The sequence below is a fragment of the Ideonella sp. sgz306126 genome (assembly GCF_056032705.1).
This window is the reverse complement of sequence record NZ_JBVYWP010000002.1, coordinates 190660-213000: the sequence shown is the minus strand read 5'-3', so window position 1 is coordinate 213000 and position 22341 is coordinate 190660. Positions and strand designations below refer to the sequence as shown.

Sequence of the window (22341 nt, the reverse complement as noted above, 5' to 3'; positions counted from 1 at the left end):
CCAGACCCGTAGAAGGTGCACACGCGGCACTTCAGGGTCGGGCCCCTACACTCCCTCCCACATTGGAAAACAGGGAGGCGCGTCGATGGCGCAGTTCATGTCGGTCGAGTTCTGGGTCGCGGTCGGGCAGATCATCATGATCGACATCCTGCTCGGCGGCGACAACGCGGTGGTCATCGCGCTGGCGTGCCGAAAGCTGCCGCCCGGCCAGCGGACCCAGGGCATCATCTGGGGCACGGTCGGCGCCGTCGGGCTGCGGGTGGTGCTGATCTTCTTCGCGCTCCAACTGCTCGCGATCCCGTACCTCAAGCTGATCGGCGCCGGACTGCTGCTGTGGATCGGCGCCAAGCTGCTGCTGCCCGAGGGCGGCGGCGACCACGGCGGCATCGCGGCGGCCGACAAGCTCTGGGCGGCCGTGCGGACCATCGTGGTCGCCGACCTTGTGATGAGCATCGACAACGTCGTCGGCATTGCCGGGGCCGCGCTGACCGCAGGCGGCGGCCACCAGATCGTGCTGGTGGCCTTCGGGCTGCTGGTCAGCATTCCCATCATCGTCTGGGGTAGTCAGGCCGTGCTCAAGTTGATGGACCGTTTCCCGTTCATCATCACGCTGGGCGGCATGTTGCTGGGCTGGATCGCCGGTGGCTTGGCCGTGTCGGACCCCGCCCTGGCGCCCTACCTGGCGTCGTCCGGCGCCGCCGGCGGCGAGACCGAACCCTGGGTCCACTATGCCGCGGGGGCCTTGGGGGCCTTGCTGGTGCTGGCGGTCGGCAAGACCTGGGCCGCCCAGCGTCGCCGCGCGGCCGCCTGAACGGCCGCCTGCCCCCGGCTAAACCCGTGCGGCAGGCCTCTTGCCGACCCGGCTCCTGTCGGGCCCGCCGGCACCCGAACGGGTGGCGACCCTGTGTTAAGGTGCCCGAAAAACAGGGAAGAGAGAAAAACGTCATGGCCGCCTTACGCGCCGGGTCTTGGCGCAGATTCCTGCGAGCGTTCGGGTGGCGTTCCGGGGCATCCTGGAGCCCCGCTGCCGCCCCACTGCGTGCGCGCCACCACGCCACCCCCGTGCACATCGGCGGCTATGCCGTGCTGCGGACCCTCGCCCACGGTGCGATCGGTGAACTGCACCTGGTGTCCGAAGCGGGCTCCGATCGACCGCTGGCGCTGAAGACGGTTCGCTTCCACGGCAGCGACCTCAGCCGCGAGCGCTTTCTGCGCGAATCCGACGTCGCCGTGCGGCTGAAGCACCGGGGCATCGTCACCACCTACGCTGCCGGCACCGAAGGTCAGGGCGAGGCGGAGTTGGGTTGGATCGCGATGGAATGGATTCCCGGCCGTGACCTCGGGCGCTATGCGGCGCCCCAGCGCCTGTTGCCCGAGGCCCTGGCCCTGGAACTGGTGGCTCGCCTGGCCGACGCGCTGGCACATGCCCACGCCCAAGGGGTGATCCATCGCGACCTCAAGCCGGCCAATGTCCTCGTCGACCTGGCCCATGGCGTCGTCAAGATCACCGATTTCGGCTGCGCCCACCTGAGCGATGCGGAGCGCAGTCGCAGTGGCTTGATGGCCGGCTCGCCCGCTTACATGGCGCCCGAGCAGTTGCAGGGGGCCCCGTTGGACGGCCGCTGCGACCTGTACGCGCTGGGTGTGATCCTGTGGCAACTGCTGACCGGCAGGCTGCCGTTCAGCAGCGCTTCGCTGGGGGACTTGCTGGCTCAGATCGCCACCCAGCCCGCGCCGCGCCTGGCGGACGTCCGCCCCGACCTGCCGCTGCTGCTGTCCGACATCGTCGCCCGCATGCTGGAGAAGCAACCCTCGATGCGACAGGCCGATGCCAGCCGCCTGGCCCGTGAATTGCGTCTTGCTGCTTCGCTTTTCCTGGCCAACGAGGGGGGAGCGAATCGGCCCGGCGGAGGGCACAATGATTGACCCCGTAGCCGCCCCCACGACACCTGTGACCCTCCACCTCGACTATGCCTGCGCGACCGACACCGGCCGTGCACGGGGCAACAACGAGGACGCGATCCGGCTCGACGCCGCACGGGGGCTGGCGGTCCTGGCCGACGGCATGGGCGGCTACAACGCCGGCGAGGTGGCCAGCGACATGGCGGTGGCCACCATGCACCGTCTGCTGGCCCCCTGGATCGAACAGGCCGACCTGCCGCTGGACGACGCCTCGGTGCGCCGCGTGCTGGCGGGGGCCGCCCAGCAGGCCAACCACCAGGTCTTCGAGGCCGCCAACAACCATGCGGCGTACGCCGGCATGGGCACGACGCTGGTGGCGGCGCTGTTTTCCGAGCAGCGCTTCTGGGTCGGCCACATCGGGGATTCCCGTGCCTACCGGCTGCGTGCCGGCCACATGGAGCAACTGAGCCGCGACCATTCGCTGCTGCAAGAGCAGATCGACGCCGGCCTGCTCACCCCAGAGGAAGCCAGCGTGGCCCTGCATCGCAACCTGGTCACCCGCGCGGTCGGGGTCGAGCCGCACGTCGAACTGGAAGTCCACCAGTTCGACCTGCAGGGCGACGACCTGGTCCTGCTGTGCTCCGACGGCCTGACCGACATGCTGCCCGATGTCGTCATCGCCCAGATCCTGCGCACCCATGACGCGCTCGACGCGATGGCGCAAGCCCTCATCGATGCCGCCAACGCTGCGGGCGGAAGGGATAACATCGCCGTCATACTGATCCGGGCCAAGGGAGGCTTGCCCCGGACAGGGCGGGCCTGGTGGCCGTTCCGACGTTGATCGGTCGCCAAGCCGCAGCGTCGGCCGCTCCCGTGCGGCGTACGTCAGGCAGGGCGGCGTGCAGGTCGCGAACAACTAGAGGAATTCCATGGGCAAGCTGGTCGTTTCCCTCGACAACGTGGTCATCAAAGAGGTCCAGATCACCAAGGACAGGACCACGCTCGGGCGCCGTCCGTACAACGACATCGTGATCGACAACCTGGCCGTCAGCGGCGAGCACGCGGTGCTGCTGGCCGTCGGCAGCGACGTCTTCATCGAAGACCTCAACAGCACCAACGGCACCTACATCAACGGCAAGGCGATCAAGAAACAGTTGCTGTCCCACAACGACACCGTGGAAATCGGCAAGTACCGACTCAAGTTCCTGACCGAGGAAGTGCCGGACTACGAAAAGACCATGGTGCTGCGTCCCGGCGCCTTCGCCAACCCGCAGCACGTGATGCCGGCTGCGCCGTCGATGTCGCTGCTGCCGGCCTCGATCAAGGTGCTCAACGGCGGCGCCGCCGGGCGGGAAGTGCTGCTGACCAAGGTCGTCACCACCGTCGGCAAGCCCGGCATGCAGGTCGCGTCGATCTCCAAGCGGCCCAACGGCTATGTGCTGTCGCATGTGGAAGGGGCGGGCCGCCCCAGCATCAACGGCCTGGAGTTGAGCGACGACGTCAAGCCGCTCAAGAACGGCGACATCATCGAGCTCGCCGGCACGCAGATGCAGTTCATCCAGGGCTGATGCGCCGCCGCGGCCGCACCGGCCTGTGGCTGACCTGCGGCCTGCTGGCCCTGCTGGGCGTCTGGCACGCGGCCGTGGCGCCGCTGGCGCCGTTGCGGCGCCTCGAATGGTTGACCGACGACCTGCGCAGCCAGGCCTTCGCCGGCCCCCGCGGGCAGCCCAACCCCGACATCGTCATCGTCGACATCGACGACGCCAGCCTGCGCAGCCTGGGTCGGTGGCCCTGGGGACGGGATCGGCTTGCCGCGCTGACGCGCGAGCTGTTCGAGCGCCAGCACGTCGCAGCGCTCGGTTTCGACCTCGTGTTCAGCGAGCCCGATCCCGGCGGCTACCCGGCGCTGCAGGCCCTGGCCGCGTCCGATGCGTCGCTCGCCCCCCGCCTGCCGGCGTGGCGCCAGGTGCTGGACCACGACCGGCCCTTTGCCGACGCGCTGTCCGGGCGGCCGGTGGTGCTGGGCTGGTACCTCAGCGCCGACCGCGGCGGCGCGCGCGCCGGCGTGTTGCCGCCCCCCGCCGCCGAGGTGCCCGGCGCCGCGGCCACGCCCGGCCTGACGCGCTGGAATGGCTACGCCGCCAATTGGGGTGAGCTGGCCCGCGCCGCGCCGCGGGCCGGCTTCTTCAACTCGCGGGCCGACGATGACGGCGTGGTGCGATCGGTGGCCGCCGTCGCGCGCTGGAACGGCCAGCTCTACGAATCGCTCAGCCTGGCCTTGTGGCGTTGCGCCCTCGGCAACCCGGCCCTCGACGTCGAGTGGCGTGCGGCGCCAGGCCGGTCCGGTGCGCTGGAACTGGCGGCACTGGATTACCGCGCCCGGGGCGACGCCGCGGACGCGCCGCCGCGCCGCCTGGCGCCCGATGAGCACGGCAGCCTGCGGGTGCCCTACCGCGGGGCCGGCGGGCCGCAGGGCGGCAGCTTCCGCTACCTGTCGGCGGCCCGCGTGCTGGACGGTGGGCTGGCCGCCGGCGAACTGGCCGGCAAGATCGTGCTGGTGGGCAGCTCTGCGCCCGGTCTGGCCGACCTGCGTGCCACCCCCATCGACGCGGCCATGCCCGGCGTCGAAGTCCATGCCCAGTTGCTGGCGGGACTGCTCGATGGCCATCTGCCGCAGCGCCCCGCCTGGGCACCCGGCTATGAGGCGCTGCTCATCGTCCTGGTGGTGGTGTTGGCCACCGTGCTGCCGATGTACTGGCCCGCGCCGCTGGCGTTGGCGGGCATGGCCTTGTTGCTGAGCGTGGTGCTGGGCGGCACGGGCTGGGCCCAGGCCCGCGGCCAGCTCGTGCTGCCGGTCGCTGCCGCGTGGGTGCTGGGCAGCCTGCAGTTCGTGCTGGCGCTGGGGACGAACTATGTCGGCGAATGGCGTCGCCGCCGCTCGCTGGTCGATCTGTTCAGCACCTACCTGCCGCCGGAGCGGGTGCGACAACTGGTGCGTGGCGCCGGTGCGACCGCGTTGATGGCCGAGAACCGCGAGCTCAGCGTGCTGTTCTGCGATCTGCAGGGCTTCAGCGCGCTGGCCGAAACGCTGCCCCCGCTGGCGCTGCGCGATCTGCTGAACCAGTACTTCTCGGAGACCAGCGCCATCGTCCACGCCCACGGCGGCACGCTGGACAAATTCATCGGCGACGCGGTGATGGCCTTCTGGGGCGCTCCGCTGCCGCAGCCCGACCACGCGGTGCACGCCGTTCGCGGTGCGCTCGCGCTGGCGCAAGGCCTGCCGCCGATGAACCGCCACCTGGCCGCGCAAGGCCTGCCGCCGGTCAACTTCGGCATCGGCCTGGCCACCGGCCTGGTCTGCGTCGGCGATCTCGGCTCGCGGCTGCGCCGCAGCTACACGGCGGTGGGCGACGCGGTCAATCTGGCCGCCCGGCTCGAAGCGCTGACCCGCGAGATGGGCATCGGCCTGCTGGTGGCCGACAGCACCCGCCACGCCTGCGGCGACCAATTGACCGACGTGGTGTGGCTGGAAGTCGACGAATGCCAGGTCCGCGGCCGGGCCCAACCCGTGACGCTGTTCACACCGCTGCAGCCGCCATCGTCGGCGCAGGCCCTTGCGCGCGAAGAAGTGGGCATTTGGCACCTTGCGCTCCAGGCCGCGCGCCAGCAACATGGCGCCCAGGCCCATGCCCATCTGGCGCGGCTTCATGACTTGCTCGCGCTCCATCCCCTCGAATCACCGCCTGCGCTGCTGACCCTGGCTGCGCGCCTGCAACGTCAGCTGGCCGCCGCGCCGCCCAGCGCCCCATGACCGCACCCCTGTCCATCCGGGTGCTGGGCTGCTCCGGCTCGCTGGCGCGCGATTGCCGCACCACCGCCTTCCTGCTCGATGACGACCTGCTGGTCGATGCCGGCACCGGCGTCGGCGATCTGACGCTGGACGAACTCGGCCGCATCGATCACATCCTGCTCAGCCACTCGCACCTGGACCACGTGCTGGGCGTGCCGCTGCTGGCCGACAGCGTGATGCGTCGCCGCCTGGGCCGCCCGCCGATCCAGGTCCACGCCTTGCCCGAGACCCTGGCCGCGCTGCGCGCCCACCTGTTCAACGACCAGATCTGGCCCGACTTCACCCGCCTGCCCAGCGCCCAGGCGCCGGTGCTCACGCTGGTGCCGCTGGCGGTGGGCCAGGCCTTGGTCCTGGGCGCCCGCCAGCGCAGCTTCCGGGTGCTGCCGGCCCACCACACCGTGCCAGCCGTGGGCTACGCGGTGCAGGGCGGGCAGGGGGCCTGGGTCTACACCGGCGACACCGGCCCCAACCCGGCCTTGTGGGCGGCCTTGCAAGGCATCGACGTGGCCCAACTGGTGATCGAGATCGCCTTTCCCGAGAGCGAACGCGCCGTCGCCGCCGACAGCCGCCACCACTGCCCGTCCACGCTGGCGACCGAGCTGGCGCAGGTGCCCGCGGGGGCCCAGGTGCTGCTCACCCACATCAAGCCCGGCGAGATGGACACCGTGTTGGCCGACCTGGCCAGCCAACTGGCAGGCCCACCGCCGCTGGCGCTGCGCGCGGGGCAGATGCTGAGCTGCTGATCGCGCAGGGCCGCCCCGCCCGGTGGCCGGCCGACGCAGCGACTGACAATTTTTGTCACCTGCCTCCGCCAAGTGACGCGTTGAGGCGGTCCCGACCGACCAGATGGGTCACTCGCCGTGCAAACTTCACTCGGAACAGACCGTTTCAAGCTGGCACGCGAATCGCAAAGAAGAAGGCCGTAGCACCCCTTTTTCAACCGAGTCACTCTGAAGGAGCTTACTCATGAAGCGCGTTCAACAAGGTTTCACCCTGATCGAACTGATGATCGTCGTGGCGATCATCGGTATCCTGGCCGCCATCGCCTTGCCGGCTTACCAAGACTACTTGGCTCGCTCGCAAATGTCGGAGGCGATGACCTTGGCTGACGGCCTGAAGACTCCTGTGATGGACGTCTTTGGTCAAGCCGGCACCTGCCCGACCAACGGTAGCGATGGTATTGATACGAACACGAACATCAAGGGCAAATATGTCGCTCAAGTCGATGTTGCAGGCACCGCGCCTGCTTGCACCATCACGGCTACCATGGTTTCCACTGGGGTGAGCAGTGGGATTCAAGGCAAGACGCTGACGCTGACGATGACCAATAACGGCGGTTCCCTTTCTTGGGCCTGCACCTCTAACGCATTGCAGAAGTATGTGCCGAAGGCTTGCGTGGGCGCCTAACTAGACTCACCGCTGTCGGTTGAGTAAAAAAGGGGCCAATTCGGCCCCTTTTTTTTGGAATTTCCAAAAGATATGGCCGAATAACTATTTAGAAGTTTAGGCGGAATACCAAATGAAGCTGGAGCGTGGCTTTACTCTGATTGAATTGATGATCGTCATGGCTGTCATTGGGATTCTGGCGGCCTTGGGTCTTCCCGCATACCAAGACTATTTGGGGCGAGCCCAGATGAGCGAGGCTATAAATATGGCTTCGGCACAAAAGGGTCCAATTACGGACTATTTCATTCAGACGGGTGCTTGCCCGACAAATGCGACGCCGGGGTTTACAGATCTGTCATCCGCGCAGGGTAAATATACGGCTTCAATTGAATTGAGTGGTGGAACTGAATGTGTTGTTAAGGCGACGATGAATCACTCTGGCGTCGGGGAGGGGATCGCGGATCAGACGTTAACGTTTACATCCGTATCAATAGTCGCAGGGGGGAGTTCTCAATGGACATGCACTTCTTCTGCAGCGCAAAAATATCTTCCGAAGAGTTGCACTGGAATTTAATTCGGTTGATCGAATCAAGTCGTGTAGTTGTTGATATTTTGGAATCCAAGCCCACGTGAATCCGGCAGCGCACATCTGACTTCCTGCGGTGGCAATGCGGGTCGATCAGTTGTTACCATCAATCCTTTTGAGCGATTGATATGGCCGCAAAGACTGGGTGTGCAGTGAGTGTTTCAGTTGGCTCAATGCTGCCAGCACTGCTGCTCCCCACCCTCCTCGCCTACAACCTCAGCCCGTCCGCCACGCTGCTGAACCAGTTGCTGGCGGTGGCGGGGTGGGGCGGCGTGCTGCTGGCGGGGTCGCCGCGCTGGGTGCGCGGCGCGTGGCGGCCGGCGGCGCCGTTGCTGGCCGCGTTGGCGTTGTTGATGGGGGCGGTGCTGGTCTCGATGGCCGGCAGCCTGCCGAGTTCATTGGCCTTCGAATCGCTGGCCCTGCTGGCGGCGGCGATGGCGCTGGTGGGGGTGTCGGCGGCACGGGGTACCGGCCCGCGCGGCGAGGCCGGCGAGGGCTCGGCCGGTGACGCCGAATGGCACGGCTTCGCCTCGGCGATGGTGGTGGCGGGATTGGCCAGCACGGCGGTGGCGCTGGTGCAGGTGTTCGCGCCGCAATGGGCCGACGGCACCTGGATCGCGCGCTCGGGCCTGCCGGGTCGTGCGGTGGGCAACCTGCGTCAGCCCAACCACCTCAGCAGCCTGTTGCTGTGGGGCCTGATCGCGCTGGTGCCGCTGATGCAGGCCCGGCGCTGGTTCGCCTGGCGCCTGCCGGACGCGGCGGCGGCCCTGTTCGGCGCGGCGATGGTGCTGGCGGTGGTGCTCAGCGCCTCGCGCACCGGCACGGTGGGCATCTTGCTGCTGGCCGTCTGGGGCGCGCTGGACAAGCGCCTGGATCGGCGGGTGCGCTGGGCGCTGCTGGCGGCACCGCTGGTGTATGCGCTGTGCTGGTTCGTGATGGACGGCTGGGCGCATGAGACGGCCCATGCCTTCGGCGGCGAGGCGCGGCTGCACGAGACCGATCTGTCGTCCTCGCGCTTCGGGATCTGGCGCGACACGCTGGCGCTGATCCGCGCCAACCCGTGGACGGGGGTGGGTTGGGGCGAATTCAACTTCGCCTGGACGCTGACGCCCTTTCCCGGCCGGCCGGTGGCCTTCTTCGACCACACCCACGACCTGTTCCTGCAGTTCGCCGTCGAACTGGGCCTGCCGATGGCGGTGCTGGTGTGCGGCCTGCTGGCGTGGGCCTTGTGGCGCGCCGCGCGCCGCGCCTGGGCGGTGCCGGGCGACGCCGGGGCGGCGGCGCGGGCGGTGTTCGTGATGCTGCTGATGATCGGCCTGCACAGCCTGCTCGAATATCCGCTCTGGTACGCCTATTTCCTGCTGCCCACGGCCTGGGCCTGGGGCAGCCTGCTGCGCGGCGAGCCGGCGCAACGCGGCAAGCTCGGGGTCGAACGCTCGTGGGCCGGTCCCTTGCTGGGCCTGGCGATGATCGCCGGGTCGGTGTTCGCGCTGACCGATTACGGCAAGGTGGTGGCCATCTACGTCGCCGGGGACAACGATGCGTCGCTGGCGCAGCGCATCGAGCGGGGACGCAGCAGCGTCTTCTTCGCCTACCAGGCCGATTACGCCGCGGCCACGACGACCGAGCCGCCCTCGCAGGCCATGGGCGCGTTTGCCACGGCCACGCAATCGTTGCTGGACACCCGCCTGATGATCGCCTGGGCGCACGCGCTGAACGAATCGGGCCATCCGGACAAGGCACGCTACCTGGCCGACCGCCTGCGCGAGTTCCACAATCCCGATGCCGCGACCTTCCTCGGCGCATGCACCGCGCCGGCGACGCCAGCGGCACCGCTGCCGTTCCAGTGCACACCGGCACCGCGCACCCTGGGCTGGCGCGACTTCCGGCCTTGATCGTCGAGGGGCCGGGGCATATGCTCCGGCCGGAACAGGCCTTACCCGGCCACCCAGTGCCCCGACTTGCCGCCCTGCTTCTCCAGCAGGCGGATGTCGGTCATCACCATGCCGCGGTCGGCGGCCTTGCACATGTCGTAGATCGTGAGCAGGCCGATCTGCACGGCGGTCAGCGCTTCCATCTCGACGCCGGTGCGGCCGAAGGTCTCGGCCTGCACGCGGCAGTGCACCGCGGACTGCGCCGCGTCGATCTCGAAGTCCGCCGTCACGCGCGTCAGCGGCAGCGGGTGGCACAGCGGGATCAGCTCGGCGGTGCGCTTGGCGGCCTGGATCGCCGCGATGCGCGCGATGCCGATCACGTCGCCCTTCTTGGCGCTGCCGCGAGCGATCAGCGCCAGCGTGGCCGGCTGCATGCGAATGCTGCCGGCGGCGAGCGCCACGCGGTGGGTCTCGGCCTTGGCCGCGACGTCCACCATGTGGGCCTGGCCGTGGTCGTCGAAATGGGTGAGGGGGCTGGTCATCAGGCGCTGGGGTGGGTCGGTCCCGACCCGCGCGGCAGGCACCGGGCGGGCCTGCAACACGGGCGATACAAGTCGGTGTCATGATAGCGGCGAACTTCTTGCGGTCGCCGGGTCTGCAAGCGCGGGTCGATCCGGGTCCGGCGGCCGCCGCCTTGCATGCCCTCATCGAGTCCCTTGCCACCTTCTGCGCGCCGGCTGCGGTTGCGCCCGGGTTGGATCGCGCTGGCCTGTGCCGCGCTGCTGGTCGGCCTACCGCCGCGCGCGAGCGTCGCTGAAACCCCGCTGCACCTGCCCTCGCTGGGCGACGCCGTGTCCGATGAACTGGACCTGCGCCAGGAACGGCACATGGGCGACAACATCATGCGCGAGATCCGGCGCGATCCGGACTATCTCGAAGATCCGCTGCTCAACGAGTACCTGGACAGCATCTTCCAGCCGCTGGTGCAGGCGGCGCGCCAGGTGGGATCGATCGACCCGGCGATGGACCGCAGCTTCGCCTGGCAATCGTTCCTGATCGGCAACCACGAGGTCAACGCGTTCGCGCTGCCCGGTGGCTACATCGGCGTCTACCTTGGCATGATCGCGTTGACCGGCACGCCCGACGAGTTCGCCTCGGTGCTCGCGCATGAGCTGACCCACATCACCCAGCGCCATATCGGGCGCGGCATGGTGAACGCCAGCCACCAGGGCGTGGCCAGCGTTGCGGCGCTGGTGCTGGGCATGCTGGCGGCCAGCCGGGCGCGCAGCGTCGACGCGGCCCAGGCCGTGGTGATGGGCAGCCAGGCGATGATGGCGCAGGGCCAGCTCAATTTCTCGCGCGACATGGAGCGCGAGGCCGATCACATCGGGCTTCAACTGATGGAGGCGGCCGGCTTCGAGCCTTCCGGCATGGCCAGCATGTTCGGCCGCCTGCAGTTTTCGACCCGCCTCAACGACAACGACGCCTACCCCTTCCTGCGCGACCACCCGCTGACCGGCGAGCGCATTGCCGATGCGCGCCTGCATCTCGGCGAGCATCCTGCCGTTCACCGCGGTCCCAGCCTGACCGAGCATCTGTTGATGCGGGCCCGTGCCCAGGTGCTGATGGACCGGTCCGAGACAGCGTTGCAGCGCCTGGAAGGCGAGGGTCAGCCCGGCTCGCCCGCCGTCGATGCCAAGCGGCTCGCCACGCTGTACGCCGCTGGCCTGGCCGCCACGCAGCTGCGCGACTTCGGTCGGGCCGATCAGGCGATGGACGCCGGCCTGGCGCTGGCGCGCGAGCGCTTCGCGGCCGAGCCCAAGGCCGTGCGCGATTTCACGCTGCTGAAGCTCAGCAGCCTGATCGATCGGCTCCCGGCGGGCGGCGCGCCGGCATCAGCCGTGGTGTCGCAGATCGATGCGTTGGTGGCGTCGCTAACGGCGGACCGGTCGCGCACCGTCCAGCTGGCGCGGGCCCAGGCGGCGCTGGCGCGCGCGCGGGCCGGGGATCCGGCGGCCCAGGCGGCGCTGCGGGCCTCGACCGAGGAGTTGCAGACCTGGGTGGCGGAGCATCGCGACGACGCGCTGGCCTGGCAGACCCTGTCCCAGTGCGCGGCGCCGCTCGGGCTCACGCTGCGTTCCTTGCGCGCCGGTGCCGAGGCGGCAGCGGCGCGAGGCGACTTGAACGGCGCGGTCGACCGATTTCTGGCAGCGCAGAAGGCCGCCCGGGGCGCCGGGCCCGACCAGTACCTGGAAGCGACCATCATCGAATCGCGCCTGCGCGACGTCGAGAACGAGCGCCGCGCGCTGCGCGCCGAGACCAGCCGAAACGGCGGCGGCGAGTGACGCTGCGGGAGCGCGAGCCCCGAAGCGCGCCGCTCAATCGCGGCTGAACAACCGCTCGACGGCCAGGTCGATCACCACCCCGCAGGCGCTGTAGATCAGCGAGCCGATCAACGCCGCTGGAAATCCGCTGACCGAGAAGCCGGCCAGCACCGATGCCGCGGTCCAGAACATCAGCGCGTTGATGACGAACAGGAACAGGCCCAGGGTCAGCAGCGTGACCGGCAAGGTCAGCAGCACGAGCAGCGGGCGCACCATCGTGTTCAACAAGCCCAGCACCAGGGCGGCGACCATGGCGGAGCCGAAGCCCGCCACGGACACCCCGGCATACAGATGCGCCACCAGCAGCAGCGCGGCGGCCAGCAGCAACCAGCGGACGATCAGTTTCATGGGGAGTCCTGAGATCTCGGATGCGATGAGGTGATTCTGAGGCCTGCAGCCGGCACTTCAAGTGGGCCCTCGCGCAGGCCGCATCGCCATCCCCCGATTCCGAGGTAAACATACGGGTTAGGGTATGCCAAAAACACGATTGACGTGGCCATGCGACAAAAAAGCGCCATCGAAGGCGGCGAAAGCGCGATTTACGAGGGAAAACGGCTTCTCAGCCCGGTAGGCAAGCAGTACCATTCGCTCCGCTGCGGTGCTGCTGAGAAAGAGGGTTCATGCGACCCCCGCCCGGGCCCGGCACATCAACTTTTTCTTGATGGAGAGAATCAACATGGCAACTGCAAAGAAGGCGGCTCCGGCCGCAAAGAAGGCCGCTCCGGCCGCCAAGAAGGCCCCGGCCGCGAAGAAGGCCGCTCCGGCCAAGAAGGCCGCTCCGGCCGCCAAGAAGGCTCCGGCCGCGAAGAAGGCCGCTCCGGCCAAGAAGCGCACGCCGAACGCCGCCTTCATGAAGGCGATGACGCCCAGCGCCCACCTGGCCGCGGTGATCGGCGACAAGGCCGTGCCGCGCACCGAGGTGACCAAGAAGGTCTGGGAGTACATCAAGAAGCACGGCCTGCAGGACAAGGCCCAGCGCACGATGATCAACGCCGATGCCAAGCTGAAGGAGATCTTCAAGAAGGCCCAGGTCTCGATGTTCGAGATGACCAAGCTGATCAACAGCCACCTGAGCTGATCGGTGCGGCGGGCTGCAGCGCCCGCTGCGGTGCCGCTGAGCGCCCCCCTCAAAGAGCCGGCCTTGCGCCGGCTTTTTGCTGGATGGCGAGCACCTTGGCGCCAGGCCGCGCGCCGGCCTCAGGTGGGCGGACGCGCTTCGAGGGCCAGGGCCAGGGCGTCGAGCAGATGGGTCAGGTCGATCGGTTTGGTCCAGTAGTCCTCGAAGCCGGCGGCCCGTGCGGCCGCGATCTGATCGGTCATCGCGTCGGCCGACAACGCGATGCAGCGCAGGGCCCGGGTCTGGGGCAGGGCGCGCAGGCGGCGCAGCAGCTCCAGGCCGTTGATGTCGGGCAGGTTCATGTCGATCAGGGCCAGGTCGGGCTGCCACTGCTGCGCCGCGGCCAGGCCCTCGGCGCCGGTGCAGGCCACATGCAGTGTCCAGGCGGGCCGGGCCTTGAAGATTTCCTGCATCAGCAAGACGTTCAGCGGTTCGTCTTCCACGTACAGCACCTGGCGGGGCGTGGCCGGCGGGGTCGGGGCTTGCGCGGGCACCGGCTGTCCGGCGGCCGGGGCGGCGGCCTCGTCGCGATGCGCGCCCGCTTCGGCCGGCGCCAGCGGCAGATCCAGCTGCACGCGGGTGCCCTGGCCGGGTTCGCTGCCGACCGCCACGTCACCGCCCATCGCGCGCATCAACTGCCGAACGATCACCAGGCCCAGTCCGCTGCCCTCGATGCGCCGACGTTCGGCGCCGAGGCGGTTGAAGGGCTGGAACAGCTGGGCGAGTTCATCGGGACGCAAACCGTCCCCGGTGTCGGTGACGGTCACCACCGCGCGCGTGCCCTCGATCGTGGCGGCCACGTCGACCCGGCCGCGGGCAGCGTTGTATTTGATTGCGTTGGACAGCAGGTTCAGCAGCACCTGCTCCAGCGCCCGCGCGTCGGCCACCACGTGCAGGCCGTCGGCCACGGTGGTGTTCAACGCGATGGCCTGGCGGGTCGCCAGCGGCTGTACCGTCGCCAGGCATTCGCGCACGCGCTGGCCCAGGTCCATGGTGCGGGGATTCAACGGCAACATGCCCTGCTCCAGCTGGGCGATGTCGAGCACGTCGTTGATCATTTCAAGCAGATGCTGCCCGGCACGGCGAACGCCCTCCAGACGATGACCTTGGGTCGCCGCGAGCGGGTGCTCCTGGTCGAGCGCCATCAGCTGCGTGAAACCCAGAATCGCGTTCAGCGGCGTGCGCAGCTCATGGCTGACCCGCGACAGGAATTCGCTCTTGGCGCGACTGGCGCTCTCGGCCGCCGCCTTCTCGCGCAACAAGCCCTCGCGTTCGATCCGGGCGGTGACCTCGCGGGCCGAACCGCGGTGGCCGCGGAACCGGCCCTGGTCGTCGAACATCGGCACCGCGCTGCGCGAGATGACGATGGTGCCGCGGACGGTGCGCCGGCGCGACAGCACGCGGCTGAAAGCGCCCTGGGCGCGCAGCAAGTCGTGCACGGTGCGGGGCGGTGACAGGTCGTGCCCTGAGGCGTCGACCAGGGGTTCGGCCTCGATCAACTGGCCGACGGCCTGCGCCGGATCCTGCCCGGTCACCGCCTGGAAATCGCCGGCCAGCCACTGGCAGCGCAGGTGCTCGTCGAGCTCCCAGGCCCAGTCGCCCGACGCACGCACCAGATCGCGCAGCCGCGCGGCATGGTCTTCGATCGCGCGGTATTGACGCCGCTGGTGCAAGCCGTCGGTGATGATCGCGGCCAGGTCTTCGAGCCGTTGGCGGGCCTGCGGACCGAGCAGGCCGGCCTGGCGATCCAGCACGCACAAGGTGCCCAGCGCGCAGCCGTCCAGCAGCAGCGGCGCGGCCGCGTAATGGCGCCAGCCGTCGTCGATGGCCACCAGCGGATTGGCGGCGAATCGGGGGTCGATCCGCAGGTCGGGCACCTCGCAGAATCCCGGGGCCAGGATCGCATGGGTGCAGAACGACTGTTCGCGCGGTGTGCAGGTCAGTTCGGCACCGTCACAGGCCAGGTGCAGCGCATCGCGCTGGTCGATCAGCGTGATCAGCGCGACCTCGCAGCCGGTGTCCTGGCGGGCGATGCGGGTCAGCGCGGCCAGGCCGGGCTCGACGGACCCGTCACGCAAGCCCAGTTCCTGCAGGATCTGCAGGCGCTGGCCTTCGTCGTCGGGCTGCCGCGCGGCCGCCGGGGTCGGACTCGGTGGCGGTGCGTGTGGGTGGGGCTCCATGTCGCTGGGGTGCTGCGGTGGACGGCGCATTGTGCAGGTGGATGCGGGGCGGCACAACCGAATCCGGCCCGGGCCGGGCGGCGTGTCGGTCCGGCGCTCAACCCCGCGCCAGCAAGGGGGCCAGGAAGCGGCCCGTGTGGCTGGCGGCGCAGGCGGCGATCACCTCGGGCGGCCCTTCGGCCAGCACCTGGCCGCCGCCCGAACCGCCCTCGGGCCCCATGTCGATCAGCCAGTCGGCGGTCTTGATCACGTCCAGGTTGTGCTCGATCACGACGATGGTGTTGCCCGCGTTGCGCAACTGGTGCAGCACGCTCAGCAGCAACTGGATGTCGGCGAAATGCAGGCCGGTGGTCGGCTCGTCGAGGATGTAGAGCGTGCGGCCGGTGTCGCGCTTGGAGAGTTCGAGCGCCAGCTTGACGCGCTGGGCCTCGCCCCCCGACAGCGTGGTGGCGCTCTGGCCCAGCGTGATGTAGCCCAGCCCCACGTCCAGCAAGGTCTGCAGCTTGCGCGCCAGCGCCGGGACCGCGCTGAAGAAGGCGTGGGCATCTTCCACGGTCAGCCCCAGCACCTGCGCGATGTTCTTGCCCTTGTAGAGGATCTCCAGCGTTTCGCGGTTGTAGCGCAGGCCTCGGCAGGTGTCGCAGGGCACGTAGACGTCGGGCAGGAAATGCATCTCCACCTTCAGCACGCCGTCGCCCTGGCAGGCTTCGCAGCGGCCGCCGGACACGTTGAAGCTGAAGCGTCCCGCGCCGTAGCCTCGCTCGCGCGCGGTGGGCACGTCGGCGAACAGCTCGCGAATCGGCGTGAACAGGCCGGTGTAGGTCGCCGGGTTGCTGCGCGGGGTGCGGCCGATCGGGCTCTGGTCGACGTTGATGACCTTGTCGAACGCCTCCAGTCCCTCGATGCCGTCGTGTGGCTCGGGCTCGGCATGGCTGCCGTAGAGCTTGCGGGCCACCGCGGCGTACAACGTGTCGTTGACCAGCGTGCTTTTGCCCGAGCCGGAGACGCCGGTGACACAGGTCAGCAGGCCCACCGGGATCTCCACCGTCACGCCGCGCAGGTTGTTGCCGCGAGCGTTGACGATGCGCAGTGTGCGCGGGTCGGCCGTGGCCGCCAGCGTGTGGCGCTGCGCCGGCACGGCGATCTTCAGCAACTGCCCCAGGTAGCGGCCGGTCAGCGAATCGGGGTTGGCGGCGACCTCAGCCGGCGTGCCCGAGGCCATCACCCGGCCGCCGTGCCTGCCGGCGCCCGGGCCCATGTCCACGCACCAGTCGGCGGCGCGGATCATGTCCTCGTCGTGTTCGACCACCAGCACGCTGTTGCCCAGGTCGCGCAGGTGGCGCAGCGTGCCGATCAAGCGCTCGTTGTCGCGCTGGTGCAGGCCGATGCTGGGCTCGTCGAGCACGTACATCACGCCGGTCAGGCCCGAGCCGATCTGGCTGGCCAGCCGGATGCGCTGCGCCTCGCCGCCGCTCAGCGTGTCGGCGCTGCGGTCCAGGCTCAGGTAGTTCAGGCCCACGTCGTTGAGAAAGCGCAGCCGCGAACGGATTTCCCGTACCACCTTGTCGGCGATCTCGGCCTTGGCCCCGCTGAGCTGCAAGGCGCTGAACCACGTCAGCGCATCGGCCAGCGTGAGGTGTTCGACCTCGTAGATCGGCCGGCCGCGTTCGGCCGCGCTGCCCGGCAGGAAGACGTTGCGCGCTTCGCGCCGCAGCCGGGCGCCGCCGCAGTGCAGGCAGGGCTTGGCGCACTGGTAACGCGCCAGATCCTCGCGCACCGCGACCGAATCGGTCTCGCGGTAGCGGCGCTCGAAGTTCGGCAGGATGCCCTCGAACGGATGCGCCCGCTTGACGCTGCGGGTCTTGCCGCCCTTGCCTTCGGCTTCGTAGACGAACTCGATCGCCTCGTCGCCCGAGCCGTGCAGGATCACCTGGCGCGCGGTCTCGGGCAGGCTTTCGAACGGGAGGTCGAGGTCGAAGCGGTAATGCGCAGCCAGGCTTTCGAGCAGCGAATAGGTGTAGCCGTTGCGGCGGTCCCAGCCCTTGATCGCACCGGAGCCGAGCGACAGCGACGGAAACGCCACCACCCGCTCCGGGTCGAACACGGTCTGCACGCCCAGCCCGTCGCAGTGCGGGCAGGCGCCGACGGGCGAGTTGAACGAGAACAGGCGCGGCTCCAGTTCGGCCAGCGAATAGCTGCACACCGGGCAGCCGTACTTGGCCGAAAACAGATGCTCGCCCACCGGGCCCCCAGGACGCTTCGCGTCGCCCCCCCAAGTGGATGCGCTGCCGCCTTGGGGCGGTCCGGCGTCGGCAGCGGCATCCATCTCATAGCCGATCGCGCGTCCGTCGGCGATCCGCAGTGCGGCCTCGAAGCTCTCGGCCAGTCGCTGGCCCATGCCCGGGCTGGTCTTGAGCCGGTCGACCACCACGTCGATGTCGTGCTTCTCGGTCTTTTTCAGGGCCGGCACGTCCGCCGCGTCGACGATGGTGCCGTCGACCCGGAAGCGCACGTAGCCTTGCGACTGCATGTCCTGGAACAGCTCGGCGAACTCGCCCTTGCGGTCGCGCACCACCGGGGCCAGCACCATCAGCCGCGTACCCTCGGGCAGGGCCAGCACCGCGTCGACCATCTGGCTCACGCTCTGCGCCTGCAGCGCGACCCCGTGGTCGGGGCAGAACGGCGTGCCGGCGCGGGCGTAGAGCAGGCGCAGGTAATCGTGGATCTCGGTCACCGTGCCGACGGTGGAGCGAGGGTTGTGGCTGGTGGCCTTCTGCTCGATGCTGATGGCGGGGGACAGGCCCTCGATCACGTCCACGTCGGGCTTGTCCATCAGCTGCAGGAACTGCCGCGCATAGGCCGACAGGCTCTCTACGTAGCGCCGCTGGCCTTCCGCGTACAGCGTGTCGAAGGCCAGGCTGGACTTGCCCGAACCCGACAGGCCGGTGATCACCACCAGCGCATGCTTGGGGATGTCGAGGTCGATGTTCTTCAGGTTGTGGGTGCGCGCGCCGCGCACCGAGATCAGCGTGGACAAGGCGGGCGGGGACGGACGGGGATCGGGCATGGCGAGCGGCGGGACAAGGCCGGCGAGGGCAACCGGACATGATAACCAGCCGGGCCCGGCCCTGCTGGCCGATCCGGACGCCGGCGCCGAGGCTGCGACAATTTGTTGCCCGTTTGTGAACCGTGCTTGTCATCCGCCGCGTCCGATCGGGCGTTGGAGGAGGCCGGCCCTCTTCGGGGCCGCGGTCGGAAAGTCAGTACGGAACGAGAAATGCAGAAGTCAGCGCATACCAACATCAAACCCGCGCGACCGCGGCCGCAACCGGTCGAGACGGCTCTGGACACCGCCGACAAAGGGCAGAAGTTCGAACCGTTCTGCACGCTTTCGATGGGCAGCGACCGCCGCAGCCTGGCCCGGGGCCGCCAAGCCGACCAGAAGCGCTGAAGCCCGGCGCCTGGCCCGGGGCGCAGGGTGCTGGCAGCGCCCGCCGTCGACGGGGGCTTGGCGCGGTGCCGACCCAAAGGCGGCATACTCGCGGCATGTCGTCCGCCTCGACCCTTCCCGTCGTGCATGCCCTGTTCAATCCTCAGGCCAAGGTCTGTGCCGACTGCGGCGTGCGCAAATTCGCGCTGTTCGGCGCGCTGGACCACGCCGCGCTGGACCGCATCCACGTCCACATCGCCGATATCCGCCTGCAACCGGGCCAAAGCCTGTACAGCGCGCAGTCGCCGGGCCTCGCCGCCTATACCGTGCGTTCGGGCGTGGTTCGGCTGGAGCGCAACACCGAGCGCGGCGAACGCCGCATCCTGCGCCTGGCCGGCCGCAGCGACACGCTGGGCATGGAGGCGATGCTGGGCCAGACCTACGCCGCCGATGCGGTGGCCTGCACCGAGGTGGAGGTCTGCCGCCTGCCACGCAGCCTGCTGGACAACCTGGGGCGAGACAAGCCCGACATGCTGGTCGACATGATGAAGCGCTGGCAGCGCTCGCTCGACGACGCCGACGAGTGGCTGACCGAGCTGTGCGCCGGCCCGGCGCGCCATCGCATGCTGCGCCTGCTGCTCAAGCTGAGCGAATTTGCCGACGGGCCGCTGGTGTGGCTGCCGTCGCGGCTGGAGATGGGCGCGATGCTGGACATGACGATCGAAACCGCCAGCCGGCTCGTCTCGCAGCTCAAGCGCGAGGGCGTGCTCGACACCCCGGACCAGCGCCACGCCCGCATCGACATGGATCGGCTGCTGGATGCGCTGCGTCAGGACGCGGCGACCTGAGCCCCGGTCGCTCGACACCGCCACGCCGGGAGCCCCCATGGGTGTCCAAGACGAACTGATCGAGAACCTGACCTACCGCGAGCTCCAGATCGGCCAGCGCGCCCAGATGCTGCGCACGCTGACGATGAGCGACATCCAGGCCTTTGCGCTGGTGTCGGGCGATGTCAATCCGGCGCATGTCGACGCCGCCTACGCCGAAGGCACGCGCTTCCATGGCGTGATCGGTCACGGCATGTGGGCCGGTGCGCTGATCTCCAGCCTGCTGGGCACCGAATTTCCCGGCGCCGGCACGATCTACATCGAGCAAAGCCTGCACTTTCGCGAGCCGGTGCACCTGGGCGACACCTTGACCGTCAGCGTGGTGGTGGTCGACAAGAACGACGCCACCGGCAACGTGCGGCTGGACTGCGCCGTGATGAACCAGCGCGGCGAGCCGGTGGTGACCGGCCAGGCCCTGGTGCGCGCGCCGACCCAGAAGGTCATCCGCCCGCGCGCCGCGCTGCCGACGATGCACTTGTTCGACCCGGCGGCACGCCTGGCCGAGTGGGTGGCGCGGACCCGTGGCGCCGAGCCGGTACGGTGCGCGGTGGTCCATCCCTGCGACGAGAGTTCGCTGCGCGGTGCGCTGGAATCCTTCGAGCAGGGTCTGATCGTGCCGCTGCTGATCGGCCCGGCGGCGCGCATCCGGGCGCTGGCGCAAAGCCTGAGCCTGTCGCTGGACCAGGTCGAGCTGCTGGACCTTCCGCACAGCCATGCCGCCGCCGCCGAGGGGGCGGCGATGGCGGCGCGCGGCGAGGTGGGCATGCTGATGAAGGGCAGCCTGCACACCGACGAGCTGATGCAGGCCGTGCTGGCCGAACCCCGGCTGCGCACCGGACGGCGCATGTCGCACGTCTTCCGCTTCGAGGTGCCGGCCTATCCGAAGCCCTTGCTGGTGACCGACGCGGCGATCAACATCGCGCCGACGCTGGAGGACAAGGCCGACATCGTGCGCAACGCGGTCGAACTGGCGCAGGCCCTGGGCGTGGCGCAGCCGCGGGTGGCGGTGCTGTCGGCGATCGAGACCGTCACGCCGCGCATCGCCTCCACGCTGGACGCGGCGGCACTGTGCAAGATGGCCGATCGCGGCCAGATCTGCGGCGCCCTGATCGACGGGCCGCTGGCCTTCGACAACGCGATCTCGGCCGAGGCCGCGCGGCTCAAGGGCATCGACTCGCCGGTCGCGGGCCAGGCCGACATCCTGATGGTGCCCGACCTCGAAGCCGGCAACATGCTGGCCAAGCAGCTCGAATACCTGGCCGGCGCGTCGAGCTGCGGCGTCGTGCTGGGCGCGCGCGTGCCGATCGCGCTGACCAGCCGTGCCGACAACGCCACCTCGCGCATGGCGTCGGCGGCGCTGGCGGCGCTGGTGTCGCGCGACCTGGCGCGGCGCCACGCGCTGTCGGCGGCGTCGGCGTGAGCGCCGGCCCGGTCGCCGCGCAGGCGCACCGGCGCCTCCCCAACCGCCGCCTGCGGTCGCCGACGGCCGAGCCACCGCCTCCCGCGCTCGCCGGCACCGAGACCGTGCTGGCCGTCAACGCCGGTTCCTCCTCGTTGAAATTCGGCCTCTACCCGGCGGGCGGGGCGGCGTTGTGGACCGGCGAGTTCGACGGCCTGGAGCCGGGCGGGGCGCCGCGCCTGCATGGCGCCGGCGACGCCCCTCAGGCCGTGCCGCGCCACGGCGGCGAGGCCTTCGACGCGGCGCTGGCCCATTTGATGACGATGCTGACCGCCTCCGGTGCGCAGGTGCGCGCGGTGGCCCATCGCATCGTTCACGGGGGCGATGCCTTCGTCGCCCCCTGCTTGCTGGACAGCGCGACGCTGAGCCGCCTGCATGCGCTCGACCCCCTGGCGCCGCTGCACCAGCCGCACAACCTGGCGGGGGCCGAGGCGTTTCGCCGCGTCTGGCCGGGCGTGCCGCAGATCGGCTGTTTCGACACTGCCTTCCATGCCAGCCTGCCCGAGGTCGAGCGCCGCCTGCCGATCGACCGGGGCCTGGCCGAGCAAGGCCTGCGTCGCTATGGCTTCCACGGCCTGTCGTACCAATACCTGACCCAGGTGCTGGCACGGGTGTCGTCGCGCGCGTCGGGCCGCGCGGTGCTGGCCCACCTGGGCAACGGCGCCAGCCTGTGCGCGACGCTGGGCGGGCGCTCGGTCGCCACGACGATGGGCTTTTCGGCGCTCGACGGCCTGATGATGGGCACCCGCAGCGGCAGCCTCGACCCGGGGGTGCTGCTGCACCTGTGGCGCCTGGGCTGGAGCGAGGCGCAGGTCGAGACGCTGCTGTACAAGAACTCCGGCCTGAAGGGCGTGTCGGGCCTGAGCGCCGACATGCGCACCTTGCGCGCCAGCCCGCAGCCGGAGGCCCGGCAGGCGATCGCCCTGTTCACGCACCGCGTTCAACGCGAGATCGGCGGGTTGCTGGCCTTGCTGCACGGGGTGGACCTGATCGCGTTCACCGGCGGCATCGGCGAGCACGACGCCGTGCTGCGGGCCGAGGTGGCCGAGGCGCTGGCCTTCGCCGGCGTGCGCATCGACCCGCAGGCCAATGCCGACGCCTGCGGCGATGCGGTGCGTCCGCTGCATGCGCACGACAGTGCGGTCGAAGTCTGGGTCGTTCCCACCGACGAAGGCCGGGTGGCGGCGGAGGCGGCCTTCGCCTGGCTGGCGCAGCAGGCGTCCGACGCGGGACCGGGCGGGCGGCCTGCGGCAGGCTGAGGGTTCGCCCCGGGACTTGTCCGAGAT

The 22341-nt window shown here is 69.6% G+C and carries 19 protein-coding genes; 15 read left to right on the top strand and 4 right to left on the bottom strand.

The features are described 5' to 3' along the window. Positions 1–85 precede the first annotated feature (85 nt). The 9 genes from AC0N04_RS05335 to AC0N04_RS05295 all read left to right on the top strand — a co-directional run bounded on the left by AC0N04_RS05335 (position 86) and on the right by AC0N04_RS05295 (position 9619). On the top strand, positions 86–811 hold the full coding sequence (locus AC0N04_RS05335; protein ID WP_474279423.1) for a TerC family protein: 726 nt from the start codon (positions 86–88) through the stop codon (positions 809–811). 251 nt (positions 812–1062) lie between these two features. After that, positions 1063–1926, top strand: coding sequence for a serine/threonine-protein kinase (locus tag AC0N04_RS05330; protein ID WP_474279421.1), 864 nt, complete (start codon positions 1063–1065; stop codon positions 1924–1926). Continuing rightward, entirely contained in the window at positions 1919–2743 is an 825-nt protein-coding gene (locus AC0N04_RS05325) for a Stp1/IreP family PP2C-type Ser/Thr phosphatase (RefSeq protein WP_474279419.1), read from the top strand. The genes AC0N04_RS05330 and AC0N04_RS05325 overlap by 8 nt, the downstream gene beginning before the upstream one ends. Positions 2744–2831: 88 nt before the next feature. Further along, complete coding sequence (locus tag AC0N04_RS05320) at positions 2832–3470, top strand: FHA domain-containing protein (protein ID WP_474279417.1); 639 nt, start codon at positions 2832–2834, stop codon at positions 3468–3470. Next, complete coding sequence (locus tag AC0N04_RS05315) at positions 3470–5713, top strand: CHASE2 domain-containing protein (protein ID WP_474279415.1); 2244 nt, start codon at positions 3470–3472, stop codon at positions 5711–5713. Before AC0N04_RS05320 ends, AC0N04_RS05315 begins: the two co-directional genes overlap by 1 nt. Further along, a complete protein-coding gene (locus AC0N04_RS05310; RefSeq protein ID WP_474279413.1) occupies positions 5710–6495 on the top strand; it encodes an MBL fold metallo-hydrolase in 786 nt (261 codons plus the stop codon). Before AC0N04_RS05315 ends, AC0N04_RS05310 begins: the two co-directional genes overlap by 4 nt. A 223-nt stretch (positions 6496–6718) precedes the next feature. Continuing rightward, positions 6719–7159 carry a pilin gene (locus AC0N04_RS05305; protein WP_474279411.1) on the top strand — a complete coding sequence of 147 codons (441 nt, stop codon included), beginning with the start codon at positions 6719–6721 and terminating at the stop codon, positions 7157–7159. A 112-nt stretch (positions 7160–7271) separates the two neighbouring features. Further along, positions 7272–7712, top strand: coding sequence for a pilin (locus AC0N04_RS05300; RefSeq protein ID WP_474279409.1), 441 nt, complete (start codon positions 7272–7274; stop codon positions 7710–7712). 185 nt (positions 7713–7897) lie between these two features. Beyond that, positions 7898–9619, top strand: a complete 1722-nt coding sequence (locus AC0N04_RS05295; RefSeq protein ID WP_474279407.1) for a PglL family O-oligosaccharyltransferase — start codon at positions 7898–7900, stop codon at positions 9617–9619. Between the two features lie 41 nt (positions 9620–9660). Here AC0N04_RS05295 and moaC read toward each other — a convergent pair whose 3' ends face one another. Continuing rightward, on the bottom strand, positions 9661–10140 hold the full coding sequence (gene moaC, locus AC0N04_RS05290) for a cyclic pyranopterin monophosphate synthase MoaC (protein WP_474279405.1): 480 nt from the start codon (positions 10138–10140) through the stop codon (positions 9661–9663). 174 nt (positions 10141–10314) lie between these two features. Here moaC and AC0N04_RS05285 point away from each other — a divergent pair, with 174 nt between their 5' ends. Continuing rightward, a complete protein-coding gene (locus AC0N04_RS05285; RefSeq protein WP_474279403.1) occupies positions 10315–11943 on the top strand; it encodes a M48 family metalloprotease in 1629 nt (542 codons plus the stop codon). 33 nt (positions 11944–11976) lie between these two features. On the opposite strand, the gene AC0N04_RS05280 is transcribed toward AC0N04_RS05285, so the two are convergent. Continuing rightward, positions 11977–12330, bottom strand: a complete 354-nt coding sequence (locus AC0N04_RS05280) for a phage holin family protein (protein ID WP_474279401.1) — start codon at positions 12328–12330, stop codon at positions 11977–11979. 328 nt (positions 12331–12658) lie between these two features. Between AC0N04_RS05280 and AC0N04_RS05275 the strand changes: the two genes are divergently transcribed. Further along, positions 12659–13060, top strand: coding sequence for an SWIB/MDM2 domain-containing protein (locus AC0N04_RS05275; RefSeq protein WP_474279398.1), 402 nt, complete (start codon positions 12659–12661; stop codon positions 13058–13060). A 119-nt stretch (positions 13061–13179) separates the two neighbouring features. Here the strand turns inward: AC0N04_RS05275 and AC0N04_RS05270 are convergent, their stop codons facing one another. After that, positions 13180–15279 carry a hybrid sensor histidine kinase/response regulator gene (locus tag AC0N04_RS05270; RefSeq protein ID WP_474279396.1) on the bottom strand — a complete coding sequence of 700 codons (2100 nt, stop codon included), beginning with the start codon at positions 15277–15279 and terminating at the stop codon, positions 13180–13182. Between the two features lie 97 nt (positions 15280–15376). After that, positions 15377–18346 (bottom strand): excinuclease ABC subunit UvrA, encoded by a 2970-nt coding sequence (uvrA, locus tag AC0N04_RS05265; RefSeq protein ID WP_474279393.1) that lies wholly within the window; start codon positions 18344–18346, stop codon positions 15377–15379. A 210-nt stretch (positions 18347–18556) separates the two neighbouring features. On the opposite strand from uvrA, the gene AC0N04_RS05260 reads away from it, so the two are divergent. The 4 genes from AC0N04_RS05260 to AC0N04_RS05245 all read left to right on the top strand — a co-directional run bounded on the left by AC0N04_RS05260 (position 18557) and on the right by AC0N04_RS05245 (position 22314). Next, positions 18557–18730, top strand: a complete 174-nt coding sequence (locus AC0N04_RS05260; RefSeq protein WP_474279391.1) for a hypothetical protein — start codon at positions 18557–18559, stop codon at positions 18728–18730. Positions 18731–18825: 95 nt separating this feature from the next. After that, positions 18826–19557, top strand: coding sequence for a Crp/Fnr family transcriptional regulator (locus AC0N04_RS05255; protein ID WP_474279389.1), 732 nt, complete (start codon positions 18826–18828; stop codon positions 19555–19557). A 37-nt stretch (positions 19558–19594) separates the two neighbouring features. After that, a complete protein-coding gene (locus AC0N04_RS05250; RefSeq protein ID WP_474279387.1) occupies positions 19595–21016 on the top strand; it encodes a bifunctional enoyl-CoA hydratase/phosphate acetyltransferase in 1422 nt (473 codons plus the stop codon). Next, positions 21013–22314 (top strand): acetate/propionate family kinase, encoded by a 1302-nt coding sequence (locus AC0N04_RS05245; RefSeq protein WP_474279385.1) that lies wholly within the window; start codon positions 21013–21015, stop codon positions 22312–22314. The genes AC0N04_RS05250 and AC0N04_RS05245 overlap by 4 nt, the downstream gene beginning before the upstream one ends. Positions 22315–22341 lie beyond the last annotated feature (27 nt).

Excerpts from the sequence above, each read along its gene's own strand:
- AC0N04_RS05335 (WP_474279423.1), top strand. The coding sequence starts at position 86 with ATGGCGCAGTTCATGTCGGTCGAGTTCTGGGTCGCGGTCGGGCAGATC.
- AC0N04_RS05325 (WP_474279419.1), top strand. The coding sequence starts at position 1,919 with ATGATTGACCCCGTAGCCGCCCCCACGACACCTGTGACCCTCCACCTC.
- AC0N04_RS05320 (WP_474279417.1), top strand. The coding sequence starts at position 2,832 with ATGGGCAAGCTGGTCGTTTCCCTCGACAACGTGGTCATCAAAGAGGTC.
- AC0N04_RS05315 (WP_474279415.1), top strand. The coding sequence starts at position 3,470 with ATGCGCCGCCGCGGCCGCACCGGCCTGTGGCTGACCTGCGGCCTGCTG.
- AC0N04_RS05310 (WP_474279413.1), top strand. The coding sequence starts at position 5,710 with ATGACCGCACCCCTGTCCATCCGGGTGCTGGGCTGCTCCGGCTCGCTG.
- AC0N04_RS05305 (WP_474279411.1), top strand. The coding sequence starts at position 6,719 with ATGAAGCGCGTTCAACAAGGTTTCACCCTGATCGAACTGATGATCGTC.
- AC0N04_RS05300 (WP_474279409.1), top strand. The coding sequence starts at position 7,272 with ATGAAGCTGGAGCGTGGCTTTACTCTGATTGAATTGATGATCGTCATG.
- AC0N04_RS05295 (WP_474279407.1), top strand. The coding sequence starts at position 7,898 with ATGCTGCCAGCACTGCTGCTCCCCACCCTCCTCGCCTACAACCTCAGC.
- moaC (WP_474279405.1), bottom strand. The coding sequence starts at position 10,140 with ATGACCAGCCCCCTCACCCATTTCGACGACCACGGCCAGGCCCACATG.
- AC0N04_RS05280 (WP_474279401.1), bottom strand. The coding sequence starts at position 12,330 with ATGAAACTGATCGTCCGCTGGTTGCTGCTGGCCGCCGCGCTGCTGCTG.
- AC0N04_RS05275 (WP_474279398.1), top strand. The coding sequence starts at position 12,659 with ATGGCAACTGCAAAGAAGGCGGCTCCGGCCGCAAAGAAGGCCGCTCCG.
- AC0N04_RS05270 (WP_474279396.1), bottom strand. The coding sequence starts at position 15,279 with ATGGAGCCCCACCCACACGCACCGCCACCGAGTCCGACCCCGGCGGCC.
- uvrA (WP_474279393.1), bottom strand. The coding sequence starts at position 18,346 with ATGCCCGATCCCCGTCCGTCCCCGCCCGCCTTGTCCACGCTGATCTCG.
- AC0N04_RS05260 (WP_474279391.1), top strand. The coding sequence starts at position 18,557 with ATGCAGAAGTCAGCGCATACCAACATCAAACCCGCGCGACCGCGGCCG.
- AC0N04_RS05255 (WP_474279389.1), top strand. The coding sequence starts at position 18,826 with ATGTCGTCCGCCTCGACCCTTCCCGTCGTGCATGCCCTGTTCAATCCT.
- AC0N04_RS05250 (WP_474279387.1), top strand. The coding sequence starts at position 19,595 with ATGGGTGTCCAAGACGAACTGATCGAGAACCTGACCTACCGCGAGCTC.